The organism is Pseudomonas sp. 2995-1 (assembly GCF_002742505.1).
Classification (GTDB): domain Bacteria; phylum Pseudomonadota; class Gammaproteobacteria; order Pseudomonadales; family Pseudomonadaceae; genus Aquipseudomonas; species Aquipseudomonas sivasensis.
This window is the reverse complement of the sequence record NZ_LJSA01000377.1, coordinates 552361-567688: the sequence shown is the minus strand read 5'-3', so window position 1 is coordinate 567688 and position 15328 is coordinate 552361. Positions and strand designations below refer to the sequence as shown.

Annotated in this window: 14 protein-coding genes; 2 read left to right on the top strand and 12 right to left on the bottom strand. The window is 60.6% G+C overall.

The genetic code is table 11. The annotated features are described in order from the left end of the window. The first annotated feature begins 9 nt into the window (after window positions 1-9). A complete protein-coding gene (locus AOA61_RS19815) occupies window positions 10-1137 on the top strand; it encodes an acyl-CoA dehydrogenase (protein WP_032885668.1) in 1128 nt (375 codons plus the stop codon). Between the two features lie 11 nt (window positions 1138-1148). Beyond that, complete coding sequence (locus tag AOA61_RS19810; protein ID WP_099602496.1) at window positions 1149-1922, top strand: enoyl-CoA hydratase; 774 nt, start codon at window positions 1149-1151, stop codon at window positions 1920-1922. 75 nt (window positions 1923-1997) lie between these two features. Here the strand turns inward: AOA61_RS19810 and AOA61_RS19805 are convergent, their stop codons facing one another. The 12 genes from AOA61_RS19805 to arnC form a co-directional block, all read right to left on the bottom strand. Continuing rightward, window positions 1998-3149, bottom strand: coding sequence for an acyl-CoA dehydrogenase family protein (locus tag AOA61_RS19805; RefSeq protein ID WP_099602495.1), 1152 nt, complete (start codon window positions 3147-3149; stop codon window positions 1998-2000). 3 nt (window positions 3150-3152) lie between these two features. Next, entirely contained in the window at window positions 3153-4256 is a 1104-nt protein-coding gene (locus AOA61_RS19800) for an enoyl-CoA hydratase/isomerase family protein (protein WP_099602494.1), read from the bottom strand. Between the two features lie 142 nt (window positions 4257-4398). Beyond that, window positions 4399-5109 (bottom strand): HPP family protein, encoded by a 711-nt coding sequence (locus AOA61_RS19795; RefSeq protein WP_099602493.1) that lies wholly within the window; start codon window positions 5107-5109, stop codon window positions 4399-4401. Window positions 5110-5287: 178 nt separating this feature from the next. Further along, window positions 5288-5527: a type VI secretion system contractile sheath small subunit gene (locus tag AOA61_RS32545; protein WP_122680988.1), complete on the bottom strand. Its 240-nt coding sequence runs from the start codon at window positions 5525-5527 to the stop codon at window positions 5288-5290. A gap of 189 nt (window positions 5528-5716) precedes the next feature. Continuing rightward, window positions 5717-7339, bottom strand: coding sequence for a glycosyltransferase family 39 protein (locus tag AOA61_RS19785; RefSeq protein ID WP_099602491.1), 1623 nt, complete (start codon window positions 7337-7339; stop codon window positions 5717-5719). Between the two features lie 3 nt (window positions 7340-7342). After that, entirely contained in the window at window positions 7343-8722 is a 1380-nt protein-coding gene (locus AOA61_RS19780; protein WP_032885662.1) for a UDP-glucose/GDP-mannose dehydrogenase family protein, read from the bottom strand. Then, entirely contained in the window at window positions 8719-9132 is a 414-nt protein-coding gene (gene arnF / locus AOA61_RS19775) for a 4-amino-4-deoxy-L-arabinose-phosphoundecaprenol flippase subunit ArnF (RefSeq protein WP_032885661.1), read from the bottom strand. Before arnF ends, AOA61_RS19780 begins: the two co-directional genes overlap by 4 nt. Next, window positions 9129-9476, bottom strand: a complete 348-nt coding sequence (gene arnE / locus AOA61_RS19770) for a 4-amino-4-deoxy-L-arabinose-phosphoundecaprenol flippase subunit ArnE (protein WP_032885660.1) — start codon at window positions 9474-9476, stop codon at window positions 9129-9131. Before arnE ends, arnF begins: the two co-directional genes overlap by 4 nt. Then, window positions 9473-11128, bottom strand: coding sequence for a lipid IV(A) 4-amino-4-deoxy-L-arabinosyltransferase (arnT, locus tag AOA61_RS19765; RefSeq protein ID WP_099602490.1), 1656 nt, complete (start codon window positions 11126-11128; stop codon window positions 9473-9475). Before arnT ends, arnE begins: the two co-directional genes overlap by 4 nt. Continuing rightward, on the bottom strand, window positions 11125-12009 hold the full coding sequence (gene arnD / locus AOA61_RS19760) for a 4-deoxy-4-formamido-L-arabinose-phosphoundecaprenol deformylase (protein WP_032885658.1): 885 nt from the start codon (window positions 12007-12009) through the stop codon (window positions 11125-11127). Before arnD ends, arnT begins: the two co-directional genes overlap by 4 nt. Then, window positions 12009-14000 (bottom strand): bifunctional UDP-4-amino-4-deoxy-L-arabinose formyltransferase/UDP-glucuronic acid oxidase ArnA, encoded by a 1992-nt coding sequence (gene arnA / locus AOA61_RS19755; protein ID WP_099602489.1) that lies wholly within the window; start codon window positions 13998-14000, stop codon window positions 12009-12011. Before arnA ends, arnD begins: the two co-directional genes overlap by 1 nt. After that, window positions 13997-15028: an undecaprenyl-phosphate 4-deoxy-4-formamido-L-arabinose transferase gene (gene arnC / locus AOA61_RS19750; RefSeq protein ID WP_099602488.1), complete on the bottom strand. Its 1032-nt coding sequence runs from the start codon at window positions 15026-15028 to the stop codon at window positions 13997-13999. The genes arnA and arnC overlap by 4 nt, the downstream gene beginning before the upstream one ends. Window positions 15029-15328: the final 300 nt, after the last annotated feature.

Genomic DNA, 15328 nt, shown 5'->3' with positions numbered 1-15328 from the left:
GGAGCCACGATGCTGCCCAATGACGAACAACTGCAAATCAGCGACGCGGCCCGGCAATTCGCCCAGGAACGTCTCAAACCTTTCGCCGCCGAATGGGATCGTGAGCATCGCTTTCCCAAGGAAGCCATCGGCGAGATGGCCGAACTGGGGTTTTTCGGCATGCTGGTGCCGGAGCAATGGGGCGGTTGCGATACCGGCTACCTGGCTTACGCCATGGCCCTGGAAGAAATTGCCGCCGGTGATGGAGCCTGCTCCACCATCATGAGCGTGCACAACTCGGTGGGTTGCGTGCCCATCCTCAAGTTCGGCAACGACCAGCAAAAAACGCAGTTCCTCACGCCTCTGGCCAGCGGCGCCATGCTGGGGGCCTTTGCCCTGACCGAACCGCAGGCCGGTTCCGATGCCAGCAGCCTGAAAACCCGCGCGCGTCTGGACGGTGACCACTACGTGCTCAACGGTTGTAAACAGTTCATCACCTCCGGGCAAAACGCTGGGGTGGTGATTGTGTTTGCCGTTACCGACCCAGCTGCAGGCAAACGCGGGATCAGCGCGTTTATCGTGCCCACCGATTCGCCGGGCTACAGCGTCGCGCGGGTCGAGGACAAGTTGGGGCAGCATGCGTCCGACACGTGCCAGATTCTGTTTGAAGACGTGAAGGTCCCGGTGGCCAACCGTTTGGGTGAGGAGGGTGAAGGCTACAAGATCGCCCTGGCCAACCTCGAAGGCGGCCGCGTGGGCATCGCCTCGCAAGCAGTGGGCATGGCCCGTGCCGCGTTTGAAGCAGCGCGCGACTACGCCCGCGAGCGCGAGAGTTTCGGCAAACCGCTGATCGAACACCAGGCGGTAGCCTTCCGACTCGCCGACATGGCCACGCAAATCGCCGTGGCACGGCAGATGGTGCATTACGCCGCCGCCTTGCGCGACAGCGGCAAGCCGGCGCTGGTGGAAGCGTCGATGGCCAAGCTGTTTGCCTCGGAAATGGCCGAAAAAGTCTGTTCGGCCGCCTTGCAAACCTTGGGCGGTTACGGTTACCTGAGCGACTTTCCCCTGGAGCGGATCTACCGCGATGTGCGGGTCTGCCAGATTTACGAAGGCACCAGCGATATTCAACGCATGGTCATCTCACGCAATCTCTAAGGAGCCGATACATGAGTTACGAAACCATTTTGCTCGACGTCCAGGGCCGCGTCGGGCTGATTACCCTGAATCGTCCGCAAGCCCTGAATGCGCTGAATGCGCAGCTGGTCAGTGAGTTGAACCAGGCGCTGGATGATCTGGAAGCCAATCCGCACATCGGCTGCATTGTGCTGACCGGTTCGAAGAAAGCCTTTGCGGCCGGCGCCGATATTAAGGAAATGGCCGAGCTGACCTACCCGCAGATCTACCTCGATGACCTGTTCAGCGACAGCGACCGCGTGGCCAACCGCCGCAAGCCGATCATTGCCGCCGTCAACGGTTTTGCTTTGGGCGGCGGCTGCGAACTGGCGCTGATGTGCGACTTCATCCTGGCGGGTGATGGCGCCAAATTCGGCCAGCCAGAGATCAACCTCGGCGTCCTGCCCGGCATGGGCGGCACCCAGCGCCTGACCCGCGCGGTAGGCAAGGCCAAGGCCATGGAAATGTGCCTGACCGGGCGCTTTATCGATGCGGTGGAAGCTGAGCGTTGCGGGATTGTCGCGCGCATCGTGCCTGCCGATGAGCTGCTGGATGAAGCGCTGAAGGTCGCCACGCTGATTGCTGGCAAGTCGGTGCCAATCAGCATGATGGTTAAGGAAAGCGTAAACCGTGCGTTTGAAGTGAGCCTGTCCGAAGGCGTGCGCTTTGAGCGCCGCGTGTTCCATGCGGCGTTTGCGACGCTGGATCAGAAGGAAGGTATGGCGGCGTTTGTGGCCAAGCGCGCGCCAGAGTTCAAGGATAAGTAAGCCAATCTTCATGTACTGAAGTGCAAATGTGGGAGGGGGCTTGCCTCCTCCCACAGTAGTTCGTTGGTGTCTCTGTCAGAGCTGGTAGTTCTTGAGTTCCCTGGCAATCACCATCCGCTGAATCTCGCTGGTCCCCTCGTAAATCTGCGTGATTCGCGCATCCCGGTAGTAACGCTCCACCGGGTAATCCTCCAGGTAGCCGTAGCCGCCATGTATCTGCATCGCTGACGAGCAGACCTTCTCCGCCATTTCCGAGGCAAACAGTTTGGCTTGTGACGCTTCCGACAGGCACGGCTTGCCGGCACTGCGCAGGCGCGCTGCGTGCAGGATCAGCAGGCGGGCCGCGTTCAAGCGGGTCTGCATGTCCGCCAGCAAATTAGCCACGCTCTGATGCTCGATGATCGCCTTGTCGAACTGCACCCGGTCTCGGGCGTAGGCCAGCGCCGCTTCAAACGCTGCTCGCGCGATACCCAGGGCCTGGGCGGCGATACCGATGCGGCCACCTTCCAGGTTCGACAGCGCAATCGCCAGGCCTTTGCCGCGTTCGCCCAGTAAGTTGGCTTGGGGAACTGTGCATTGGTTGAGGGTGACGGCACAGGTGTCAGAAGCGCGTATACCCATCTTGTGTTCGGTGCGGTCCACCACAAAGCCAGGGGTGTCGGTGGGCACGAGGAAAGCGGAAATGCCTTTCTTGCCCAAGTGCGGATCAGTCACGGCAAACACGATAGCCAACTTGGCGCGCTTGCCGTTGCTGACGAATTGCTTGGCGCCGTTGATCACCCACTGGCCGTCACGCAGCTCAGCGCGAGTGCGCAGATTGTGGGCTTCGGAACCGGCCTGGGGTTCGGTCAGGCAGAAGCAGCCAATCGCTTGGCCACTGGCAAGTTCTGCCAACCAGGTTTCTTTCTGCGCCGTTGTGCCGTAATTGAGGATCGGCCCGCAACCCACTGAATTGTGGATACTCATCAGCGCGCCGGTGGCGCCATCGCCGGCGGAAATCTCTTCCACCGCCAGGGCATAAGCCACGTAGTCGACGTAGGTGCCGCCCCATTCTTCCGGGACCACCATGCCCAGCAGGCCGAGTTCGCCCATCTTGGCTACCAGGTTGTCGTCAATCCAGCCGGCTTTTTCCCAGGCTTGGGCGAATGGGGCGATTTCACGTCGGGCGAAGTCACGCGCCATGTCGCGGATCATCACTTGTTCTTCAGTGTATTCAATATCTTGCATGGCTTATCTCGCAATTTGCTCGAACTGTTGGAAGAAGCTTTCGACGTGGGCAACTGATAGCCCATGCAACGTTGGCGGGTTCCAGCGCGGGGTTTTGTCCTTGTCGATGATCAGGGCGCGCACGCCTTCGATCAGGTCGCCGCGCTTGAACCATTGCTGGTCCAAGTGCAGTTCCAGGGCGAAACACTGTTCCAACGACAGGCGGCGGCCTTTGCGCAACATCTGCAAAGTCACGGCCATGGCCAGGGGCGAGCGGGTCTGCATCAGGTGGGCCGTGTTGAGCGCCCATTCATGGCTGTCGGCAACGGTGACGGCCTGTAATTGCTCAACGATGCTCGGCACATCCGGCAACCCGAAGAAATGGTCGATCGCCGGGCGCAAGGCTGCCAAAGGCGCATCGGGCAGCTGCTGCACCGCAAGCTTTGCCAGCACACCTTGCAAGTCTTTGAGCGCAGAGTCGTGCCATTGCAGGTGGTCGAGTTTCTGGTCCAGGTCGGCGAGCCTGTTGCTGTCGAGGTACCAATCCGCTAAACCGCAATACAGTGCATCGGCGGCGCGGATCTGCACGCCGGTGACGCCGAGGTAAATCCCCAGTTCGCCCGGAATGCGCGGCAGGAAATAGCTGCCACCCACGTCGGGAAAATAACCAATGGCCACTTCCGGCATGCCCAGGCGGCTGCGCTCGGTAACGACACGTAAATCGGCACCTTGCACCAGGCCCATGCCACCGCCGAGGACAAACCCGTCCATCAACGCCAGCACGGGCTTACGGTAGTGGTGGATGGCGAGGTCGAGGGCGTATTCCTCGACGAAGAAATCTTCGTGAAGGGTGTCGCCATTCTTGAAGCTGTCGTACAGGGAACGGATATCGCCGCCGGCACAGAAGGCTTTGTCGCCGGTGCCTCGCAGGACCACGGCGTAGACCGATGGATCGTCGGACCAGGCCTCCAGGTGCCGGGTCAGGCTGCGAACCATGTCGAGGGTGATTGCGTTTAAACCCGCAGGGCGGTTAAGGGTGAGGTGGCCGATATGGTTGCGGACGTCGGCCAGTACCTCTTCCTGAGGTGAATCGGCGCGGCTTGCTTCGGATGAAACCTGAGCAGTCATCTCTAACTCCCTGCTTTTATTGTTCTTTATCAAGATGTTCGCGGACGAACCATCTCGCGATCGTACCAGTGCAAATTTGCGCAGTACAACCCGGAATCATGCAGGTGGTTGTTGCATTTATGCAGGGCGCCCGGGCCTCTGCTCAGGGCGCGCGGTTGGCCAGTACTTCGCCGATGCTGCGACGGCGCGCGTGGGTTTCGGCCGCGTGAATCAGTTGTTCAAGCTCTGCGGGCGCCACGTCGTAGAACTGCTCCATCTCGGCAAGCGCCAGCTTCAAATCGGCGGCGGTCACGGCAGGGTTTCGCGCTGCATCGGGGGTATTCAATACGGCCGAAGGGGACTCGACAGCACCCTTGGGATAACGCGTGCGAGTGGCGTTGTTGTAGGCCAGCGCACATGCCAGCAGGGCGCTGGCGCCGAGCAGCACAGCGCCCAACTCATGCCAGCCCAGTGCGGCGGAAGCCGGGTCGGCCAGCACCAGGGTCATGGCCAGGCCACCTGCGGGTGGGTGCAGGCAACGCAGCCAGCACATCAACACCACTGCCATGCCGGCCGCCAGGCAAGCGCCGCCCAAGGTGCGTCCGAGAACCCGCGCGACCAGCAATGCCACGACACCGGCGCACAGGTAGCTGCCGATGATCGACCAGGGTTGCGCCAGCGCACCGGAGGAGACGGCAAACAACAACACCGCCGAGGCCCCTAGCGGGCCGAGCAGGTGCAGCGCCACCTCCATGCCAAATACCAGGGCACAGAGCCAGACACTGAACAATGTACCCAGTGCCATGCCAATGGCGGCCCGGCTCCATTCGGTAGGACGAGTATTGATTGCAGCGGGAAACCAGCGAGCGAGCATTGAAAAGAAATCCATAAACGGCGGGCAAAAAAAAGGCTTGTCTGGTTTCCCGGAAAAGCCCTTTGAACGTTCCTGCATTTGGGGGAGGAACCTGCGCAGTGTGCCGCGGCTCGATTATCGGCGCCAATGCATATTAATGAGGTTTTAATGCATAAATATTGAATTAAAACCCATTTCATTAGAGGGGAATGTACGCGGTGTTCAGTTTGCCCAAGACGCGGATATCGGTCTCTTCGTTGAACATATGCTTTTGCAGATTTTCCAGGAGCCCTGGCTCGCCAGAGAGGGGACCTTTGAGTGCCACCAGAGCGTTGCGTAGCGACATCAGTCGATCCAACGGCGGAATGGGCAGGTAGCCGATATGCACTTCATCCCGGATCAAGGCAGCAGGAGTATCAGGTAAACGATCATTTGGCACGGCATTGTCCTCTCGCGAAGTGAGCCGCAGTGATGGCTGCCGCTCTTAACGTCCTTGTTGTGTTCCATGGCCTGTGGCGGTAAAGACCTACCCCACATGGCCATCGAGTTTACAGTTGGGTTTCAACCCCCGGAAAGTGAAATGACACCAGCCATTACGCATAGCTGCGTAGGATTCTTCCGGGTCGGCTCAAGGCTGTGGGGGTTTGGCCAGGTACAGCAGGACAAAGGTGTTGCGATCGAACTCACCCGTTAAGGTCGGTGTGAGCGTGGCAAAGCGCGGATCTTTAAGCGCGCGGAAATCCTCTTTGCTCATCACCAACCAGGCTGGCCCTTGCAGCGGCGTCAGGTCAGCAGCTTGCTGGGTAAACAACGGCACCTGATCGCAGTCGAGGTTGACCATGTATTTGATGGCCTTGGCGTCTTTGCCCAAACCGTGCAAGACCACGGGGGCATGCTGCTGCATCACCTGCTCATGAACGTTCAAGGTAAATGTGCGGGTGTCATAGACACTGCGCTCCAGCGGCTCCACCACTAGGATATAGGTAGCCCACACCGCCAACACCGCAGCGAACGCCGGCCCCACCGGTCGTAGACGAGAGACGAACAACGACAACAGCGCCATTGCCTGCAGCGCACCAAGCACACCCAGCACCAAGCCCAGATGGCTCAGTTGTTCCGGATAACGTGGGCGCACGAACAGCAGCCCGGCGATCAGCAGCGTAGGCAGCAGCGTCCATAAACCCAGCATCAGGCCGCGCAGCCAGGCGAAAAGCCGCCCGCGTGCGCCGTAAAAGGGATACGCCGCAATAATCGCCGCCATGGGCAGCATCGGCAGTACATAGCGCGCCTTTTTCGCCTGGGGAATCGACAGGCCAACCATCACCAGCAAGCCGGCAGCGGCGCAGTACAGCACCAATTGCAAGGCCGGCTCCGGCGTGCGCCGCCCACCGGTCGCCACTGCCAGCAGCACCAGCAACGCCAGGGGATAGGCCAAGGCGTAATTACCCAGGGAGCTGGTGAAGTAATACAGCACACCGCTGCTGCCTTCGCTGCCATCCATGCGCCCGAGGAACTGCATGCGGATCACGTCCTGCATGAAACGCTCACCGCCACTGAGTTTGGCCATCAGCAACAGCAGGCCGACACAGGCCAGCAGCAGCGCCAGCGCCAGGAGGCCGAAGCTGAGCAGTTGGCGCCATTGCCGGTTGATCAGGTAATAGCTGCACAGCACCCCGGTGGGCACGACCAGGCCAATCGGCCCGCGTATCGCGAACCCCAGGATCAAAAGCAGAAACAGCCAGTGCAGACGTTTACCCGCAGAGAAATGATCATGGGCGTAACCCAGATAAAACACCGTCAAGGTGATCGCGGCGAGCATCTGGTCCAGGGACACGGCGCGGGTTTCACTGATAAAGGTGGTGCTCAACAGCAGCACCGCAATGCTCAACAAGCCCCAGCGCTGGGAGTAGGGCGCCGTGAGGCGATACACCAGGATGACGATCAGTGCCGAGGCCATCGAAGTGGGCAGCCAGGCCGTGAGGCTGGTGACCTGGCCCAGTGGCAGCGACAACAGCCAGGTCATCAGGGTCGAGGTGGCCAGATAATCAGCATACGGCTGGCCGTAAGTGGTGGGAAAAAAGCCCGGCCCATGGCGCAGCATTTCCTGGGCGAACAGCACGAAACGTGAGTCGAAGCCGATAATCGCCTGGTGCCAACTGCCGGCGATAAACAGCAACAGCGCCAGCAATCCCAGGCAGAGGGATTGGCGGCGGATCGTGGCACTCAGCAAAGGCGGTCGGGCTGTGTTCACGTATCAGGCTTCCACGACCTGTGGCACCCACTGCTGCTGCGGAATCGGCAACTGACATGAGTCGCCTCGCCCTATCGGGAAGTACTGGAAGCCCTTGCGCGACAGGCGCTCGCCGTCATACAGGTTGCGGCCATCGAAGATCACCGGGGTTTTCAGGCGCTGGTGGATCAGGTCGAAATCGGGGGCTTTGAACTGCTGCCACTCGGTGCACACGATCAGCGCATCGGCGCCAACCAGAGTGGACTCCGGCGTGCCCATCAGCATCAGCCGTTCTTCGTCGCCGTAGAGGCGCTGGGTTTCCTGCATGGCTTCCGGGTCGAACGCGCGCACGTTGGCGCCGGCAGCCCAGAGCGCTTCCATCAGCACGCGGCTGGGTGCATCGCGCATGTCGTCGGTGTTGGGCTTGAACGCAAGGCCCCACAGGGCGAAGGTCTTGCCGCGCAGATTGCCTTGGAAGAACGCATTGACGCGCTCGAACAGCTTGCTCTTCTGGCGTTGGTTGATCGCTTCTACGGCTTCCAACAGGTCGCTGGAGCAGTTGGCCTGTTTGGCGCTGTGGATCAAGGCGCGCATGTCTTTGGGAAAACATGAACCGCCGTAACCGCAACCGGGGTAGATAAAGTGATAGCCGATGCGCGAGTCGGCACCGATGCCCAGGCGCACGGCTTCGATATCCGCCCCCAGGTGCTCGGCCAGCTCGGCGATCTGGTTGATAAAGCTGATCTTGGTGGCCAGCATGCAGTTGGCGGCGTACTTGGTCAGCTCGGCGCTGCGCAGGTCCATGAAGATGATGCGGTCGTGGTTGCGGTTGAACGGCGCGTACAGATCGCGCATCACCTCGCGCACTTCTTCGCGCTCACAGCCGATGATGATGCGATCCGGACGGCGACAGTCGGCAACCGCCGAGCCTTCCTTGAGGAATTCCGGGTTGGAGACGATATCGAACTCCAGGTGCCGGCCAGCGACGTGCAGGGCTTTTTCGATATGGGCGCGCAGGGTGTCGCCGGTGCCCACGGGGACCGTGGACTTTTCCACCAGGATTACCGGGGCCACTCGATGACGGGCCACGGCGTCGCCCACCGACAGCACGTACTTCAAGTCGGCCGAGCCATCTTCGTCCGACGGCGTGCCGACGGCGATAAACAGCACTTCACCGTGTTCGACGGCGAGCTTCTCATCGAAAGTGAAATTCAGGCGGCCGCTTTCCAGGTTCTCCTTGACCATGGCGGCCAGTCCCGGTTCGAAGATACTCACGTGGCCTTGCTGCAGCAGCTTGACCTTGTTTTGATCGACGTCCATGCAGATCACATCGTGACCGACTTCGGCTAATACGGTGGCCTGTACCAGGCCGACGTAACCACTACCAAATACACTGATTTTCATGGGGCATTCCTGGGACGAGTAGCACTGGCACGACGAGAGTTGATGATCAGCACACCGAGGATGACAAGCGCCACCCCCAGGGTTTTTGAAACGGAAAAATGTTCGTTGAACACCGGGAGGCTGGCGGCCAACAGGTACACCAGCGCATAGCTGATGCTGAGCAATGAATAGGCGCGGCCAAGGGGCAGGTGCTTGAGCGCGCCGAGCCAGCAGAGCATCGATAGCGCGTAGGCGAAGATCGCCAGGCTCACCACGCCCAACGCAGCGAAGTCGATGGCGTTGCTGTTCAACGCCGCCAGCCATTCGGTGGGCAAGGGCAGGCGCGTCATGCTCCAGCGCATGCCCAATTGGGCGGCGCTGACCAGGCCAACGCTGCCCAGGGCCAGGGCAAAACCACGCACGCGGCTCATACCTGGCGCCCCAACAGCACCACACCGGCAATCACCAGCACGACACCCAGCCAATGCCGTGTGTCGATGTGTTCCTTGAACACAAAGCGCGCCACCAGCGTGACCAGGACAAAATTGAGGCTGAGCATCGGGTAGGCGATACCGACTTCCAGGCGCTGCAACACCAGCAACCACACCAGCAAACCAAAACCCAGGCACAGCAGGGCCGACCACAGCCACGGCGAGCGCAGCTTCAGCGCCCAACCGTCGGGCTGGTCGCGCCAGCTTTCCACGGCGAATTTTTGCGAAACCTGGCCCATGCATGTCAGCAGGCAGGCGGCCAATAACAGGCATAGCGTGATCATGGCGCAACCTGCGGGAACACCAGGATCACGATATTGCCTTGCTCGTAGCGCTTGCCGTCTTTGGGCAGCAAGTCCACCTCGGCGATTTCGTCGTCACCCTTCACGCGCATGACCACCCCGACGGCGCCGTGTTTACGTGCGTCGCTCATCCACTGCTGGACCTGTGTAGTGTCGACCTTGTGATGGGCCGCATCGTCAAAGGCCAAGCCATATTTCACTTCGCCGACGGTGTTATAGAGGGTCACGTCCGGGCGCTTGACGCGCCAGGCCAAGGCGGAGGCTGCGCCCAGGTCATTGCTCAGCAACGCGCTGGTCTGGCTCAGCTCCTGGAGGTGATCGATGATGAACTGGTCCGGAGTCTTGTTGTAAACCACCGAATGGGGCAGTGCGGCCGGGACCAACGCCACCAGCAACCAACTGCCGACTACCGGCGCTGCCCACAAGCGCAGCGGGCGTGACGCTTGCAGCAGGTTGGCGATGATCCAGCCGAACAGGAAGACAAACACCAGCACCAGGCTGAGGGTTTCCTGACCGTGTTCGTAGACGGGCTTCTTCAGTTGAAACCACGTCAGCGCCAGTAACGCCGCGACGCCAATCACCAGGTTCAGCCAACCGTTGATACGCACGACACGGCCGCGGCCTGCGGCGAGTTTGTCCGCCAGTGTCGAGCCCATCAGCAGCGCCAGCGGCAACAGGCACGGCATGATGTAGGAGGGCAACTTGCCCTTGGCCAGGCTGAAAAACGCCAGCGGCATCAGCAGCCACAGCAGCAGGAAGGCAGTTTTCGCTGCACGTTTTTCCTGCCACGCCTGTTTCAGGGTGGACGGCAGCAGTGCGACCCACGGCAGGCTGAACGCGACCAGCAGCGGTAGGTAATACCAGAAAGGCTCGGCGTGCTGGGCATCCTCGCCGGCAAAACGCTGGATATGCTCGTGCCAGAAGAAGAAATTCCAATAGTCCGGTTCTTGCAGATGCACGGCCAGTGCCCACGGCAGGCTCACTGCAATGGCGACAACCACGGCGACCAGCCCATAACCGAGCAGTTCGCGAAAGCGCTTCTGCCAGATCGCGTAGGGCAGGGCGATTAACACCGGCAACAGCCACGCCAGGAATCCCTTGGTCATAAAGCCCATGCCACAGGCGAAACCGAGCAGCGCCCAGGATCCCAGGCGGCCGTTGCGGGTGGTGCTGTCGAAGCAGAACCACAGGGCAACGCCGGTCAGGTTGACCCAGAAGGTAAACTGCGGATCGAGGTTGGCATAACCGCCCAAGGCCGCGACGCTGACAAAGCTCATGTACAGCACGGTGCTGACCAGGCTCTTTTGCGGGTCATTCCACAGCCGGCGTGACACCAGGTACACCAGCAGGATGCTCAAACCGGTGCTCAACGCCGAGGCGAAGCGCACACCAAACAGGTTTTGCCCGAAGATCGCCTGGCCGAGCGCGATCATCCAGTAACCGGCAGCCGGTTTTTCGAAATAGCGAATCCCCATGAAGTGCGGCGAAGCCCACTTGCCGGTCAGCAGCATTTCCTGGCTGATCTGTGCGTAGCGGGTTTCATCAGGAATCCACAGGCCATGGGTTGCCAGCGGCAGCAGGTAAAACACGCCAAACGCTAACAGGAGCAGGGGCAAGGCCCAACGCCGAATCATGCCTGCTGCACTCCAAGCCAACCCTCACGGCCGCTCAATGCGCCGCGCACCAACTGTTGCTGGGGCAGGGTGGTCAGGTCCGCAGGCAACAAGTCACCCAGCGGTTTGAAATCGATGCCGCGCTGCCCTGCCTGGGCAAGCAACTGGCGAAAATCGTTGGCCATCAGAATCCCTTCTACTTCTGCGTGGATCGTGTAGACGTTGAGCTTCGACTCGGCAAACCGGTCAAGAATGAAGCTATTGAAGTCTTTGGCGGCCACCACCGGCCCTACGACTTCGTCGAAGGTCGGCAGGTCCACCGGAATTTGTGGCGTACCTGCGCTGCCATCGGCCAATGTCGGCCGAAACAGGCTGGTACCCCGGCAATCGCTGTTGTAGCGAAAGTTGAAACCTTGCTTGGCTTGCACCACACGCTCGTCGGCACGCCAACCGGCGGCCGCCGAACAGTCGATGCGTTCGCCCAGGATGTCGCTCAGGGTCTCCACGCCGCGCCGAATTTGCTCGACCAGTTGTGCATCGCTCCACCGTCCGGTGTTGGCCTGCCAGCCATGGTGATCCCAGGCGTGCAGGCCGACTTCGTGACCGGCGGCCTTGGCCTGGCGCATCAAGTGCCCCAAGTCACGGCCGATCGGCTTGCCCGGCCAGGCAGTGCCGGCGAGCAGGATGTCCCAGCCGTACAGGCCGGCAGCGTTGGAACGCAGCATCTTCCACAGGAATTGCGGGCGGATCAGGCGCCACAAGTGGCGCCCCATGTTGTCCGGCCCGACACTGAAGAAGAACGTCGCTTTTACCCCGGCCTCGTCCAGGGATTCGAGCAACCGTGGCACACCTTCACGGGTGCCCCGATAGGTATCGACGTCAATGCGAAGACCTGCCTGCATTAGCGCTTATCCGCGATTTCGAGCATGGCCTCGCGCAGGAAGAAGTCCAGCGTGTTGCCGATGGTTTCGCTCATCTCCACGGTTGGCTCCCAGTTCAGCAGGCGCTTGGCGTTTTCGATGCTTGGCTTGCGGTGTGCCACGTCTTGGTAACCGGTGCCGTAGAACGCCTTGCTCTCCACATCGCGGAAACCGGCGAACGGCGGGAAGTTGCTGCGCAGCGGGTGCGCTTCGAACTGACGCAGCAGCTCTTCGCCCAACTGGCGGATGCTGGCTTCGTTTTCCGGGTTACCGATGTTGATGATCTGGCCGTTGCAGGCATTGTTGTCGTTATCAATGATGCGGGCCAGGGCTTCGATACCGTCGGCGATGTCGGTGAAGCAGCGTTTCTGCTCGCCACCATCGAACAGGCGGATCGGCGTGCCTTCCACCAGGTTCAGGATCAGTTGGGTGATCGCACGGGAGCTGCCGATACGGGCCGAATCCAGGCGGTCGAGGCGTGGCCCCATCCAGTTGAACGGACGGAACAGCGTGAAGTTCAGGCCCTTGGCGCCGTAGGCCCAGATCACGCGGTCCAGCAGTTGCTTGGAGACCGAGTAGATCCAGCGCTGTTTGTTGACCGGGCCAACCACCAGGTTGGAAGTGTCTTCGTCGAAATACTGGTCCTGGCACATGCCATAGACTTCAGAGGTCGACGGGAAGATCACGCGCTTGTTGTACTTGACGCAGTAGCGCACCAGCTTGAGGTTTTCTTCGAAGTCCAACTCGAACACGCGCAGTGGGTTACGGGTGTATTCGATCGGCGTGGCGATGGCCACCAGCGGCAGGACCACGTCGCACTTCTTGATGTGGTACTCGATCCACTCGGTGTGGATGCTGATATCGCCTTCGACGTAATGGAAGTTCGGGTGGCTGCGCAGGCGCTCAATGGCGTCGGAGCCGATGTCCAGGCCGTAGACTTCATAACGGTCGTCACGCAGCAGACGCTCGGACAGATGGTTACCGATAAAACCGTTCACGCCCAGGATCAGCACGCGGGTACGACGTGGCTTGCGGCCGGACTCGGCACCGCGCAGCACGGAGCCGTCGACCAGGCCCAGTTCGTTGGCCAGGGAAGGGCCGGCCAGGTACAGGCCGTTGTCGTTGCGCTGGCCGAACTTGACCACCAGGGAGTCTTCGCCGCAGGCGATGCGCAGCGGGTTGACGCTGATCACCCGGCCCGGTGCCAGGCCTTCGTTGCCCTTGACCACCTCGGCTTGCCACACGATCAGCTTGTGTTCGCCCACGGCACAGAATGCGCCTGGATACGGTTGAGTCACGGCGCGAACCAGGTTGAACAGGGTTTCAGCCGGATGTTTCCAGTCCAGCTTGCCGTCTGCGGCCGTGCGGCGACCGAAGTAAGTGGCTTGGCTTTCATCTTGTGCGGTTTCAGTCAGCTTGCCTTCGGCCAGTTGCGGCAGGACATCACGCAGCAGGTTGCTGGCGGCTTCACGCAGCTTGGCATGCAGGGTCAGGCCGGTGTCGCTACGCTCGATGGTGACTTTTTGCTGGGCGAGGATCGCGCCGGCATCCGCACGCTTGACCATGCGGTGCAGGGTCACGCCGGTTTCGGTTTCGCCGTTGACCAGCACCCAGTTGGCCGGGGCGCGGCCACGGTACTTGGGCAGCAACGAACCGTGCAGGTTGAACGCACCTTTACGGGCGGTGGCCAGCAGCGGCTCGCTCAGCAGGTTGCGGTAGTAGAAAGAGAAAATGTAATCCGGGTTCAGCTTGGCGATGCGCTCAATCCACAGAGGGTGGTTGGCGTCCTCTGGCGCATGCACCGGGATACCGTTGCGGGCGCACAGTTGGGCAACAGAGCCGTAGAAGTTGTTTTCCTTGGGGTCGTCGGCATGGGTAAACACAGCAGCAATTTCGTAGCCGGTATTGAGCAGCGCTTCAATGCCTGCACAACCAATATCGTGGTACGCGAATACAACAGCTTTTGAACTCATGACTGAACCTGATCGGCGGAAGTGGAAGTATGGGAAGACACCAGGCCGTCAACGACGACCACAGGAGCCGGTGCTGCCGGTTGGTTGCGCAGCACTTTTTCGATAAAGAAGCGTGGGCGGGCGCGCACATCGCTGTACATGCGGCCCAGGTATTCACCCAAGAGGCCCATGCCGATGAACTGGCCACCGGTGAAGACGAACAGCACCGCGAACAGCACGAACAGGCCGTCGCCCGCCCAGTCGGCACCGAAGGCCAGGCGCAGAACGATCAGCGCGAAGGCAAACAGCATGCCCAGGGCTGCCAGGCTGAAGCCGACAATAGACAGCAGGCGCAGCGGCGTGGTGGTCATGCAGGTCAGCAGGTCGAACATCAGGCTGATCAGGCGCATGGCGCTGTATTTGGACTCACCGTGTTCGCGCTCGGCGTGGTGCACCAGGATTTCCGTGGTGTGGCGGGCGAAGCCGTTGGCGAGGATCGGGATAAAGGTGCTGCGCTCGCGGCAGGCGAGCATGGCGTCGACGATGGTGCGGCGGTAAGCGCGCAGCATGCAGCCGTAGTCAGTCATGGCCACGCCGGTAGAGCGCTGCACGGCAAGGTTGATCAGGCGTGACGGCCAGCGGCGAAACGCCGAGTCCTGGCGATTGTTGCGCACGGTGGCGACGACGTCGTAGCCGAGGGCGGCTTGCTCCACCAGGCGCGGGATTTCTTCGGGTGGGTTCTGCAGGTCGGCATCGAGGGTAATCACCACTTCGCCCTGGCACTGTTCGAAACCCGCCATGATCGCGGCATGCTGGCCGTAGTTGCGGTTGAGGATCACAGCCACCACGTTGCTGCCGTATTCTGCGGCAGCGTCTTCCAGCAGTTGGGCCGAGTTGTCACGGCTACCGTCATCCACCAGGATGATTTCGTATTCGTAGGCCAGTTGCCTGCACGCCGCGGTGGTGCGACGCAGCAATTCAGGCAGGCTTTCTTCTTCGTTGTAGACCGGGATAACGATCGACACGCGATGAATAGGGTAGGGTTTCAAAGATTTATGACCTCGGGGTTAGAGCAGCGTGGCGCGTGAAAACGCCCGCAATCATTGGATACAAACGCCGTGCAACGGTTGGGAACCGCTAAAAATCGAATTCTAATCAAGAGGTTAGTTCAAAAATGTGAATATCACCTTGAGCTTCCGTATTTAAGATTAAGCTCAAAAATGTAGGAAAGGTATGAAGCGGAAGTCGAAAATTCGTTTATTTGACAGCCAGACAGCCAGGGTTCAGCTAAACGTGAGGGCGCTAAGGGGGGGCTGGATCGCGGTGAAACAGGAACGGCATGCAACGCA

Coding starts and splice junctions, on each gene's coding strand:
- AOA61_RS19815 (WP_032885668.1), top strand. CDS start 10: ATGCTGCCCAATGACGAACAACTGCAAATCAGCGACGCGGCCCGGCAA.
- AOA61_RS19810 (WP_099602496.1), top strand. CDS start 1,149: ATGAGTTACGAAACCATTTTGCTCGACGTCCAGGGCCGCGTCGGGCTG.
- AOA61_RS19805 (WP_099602495.1), bottom strand. CDS start 3,149: ATGCAAGATATTGAATACACTGAAGAACAAGTGATGATCCGCGACATG.
- AOA61_RS19800 (WP_099602494.1), bottom strand. CDS start 4,256: ATGACTGCTCAGGTTTCATCCGAAGCAAGCCGCGCCGATTCACCTCAG.
- AOA61_RS19795 (WP_099602493.1), bottom strand. CDS start 5,109: ATGCTCGCTCGCTGGTTTCCCGCTGCAATCAATACTCGTCCTACCGAA.
- AOA61_RS19780 (WP_032885662.1), bottom strand. CDS start 8,722: ATGAAAATCAGTGTATTTGGTAGTGGTTACGTCGGCCTGGTACAGGCC.
- arnF (WP_032885661.1), bottom strand. CDS start 9,132: ATGAGCCGCGTGCGTGGTTTTGCCCTGGCCCTGGGCAGCGTTGGCCTG.
- arnE (WP_032885660.1), bottom strand. CDS start 9,476: ATGATCACGCTATGCCTGTTATTGGCCGCCTGCCTGCTGACATGCATG.
- arnT (WP_099602490.1), bottom strand. CDS start 11,128: ATGATTCGGCGTTGGGCCTTGCCCCTGCTCCTGTTAGCGTTTGGCGTG.
- arnD (WP_032885658.1), bottom strand. CDS start 12,009: ATGCAGGCAGGTCTTCGCATTGACGTCGATACCTATCGGGGCACCCGT.
- arnA (WP_099602489.1), bottom strand. CDS start 14,000: ATGAGTTCAAAAGCTGTTGTATTCGCGTACCACGATATTGGTTGTGCA.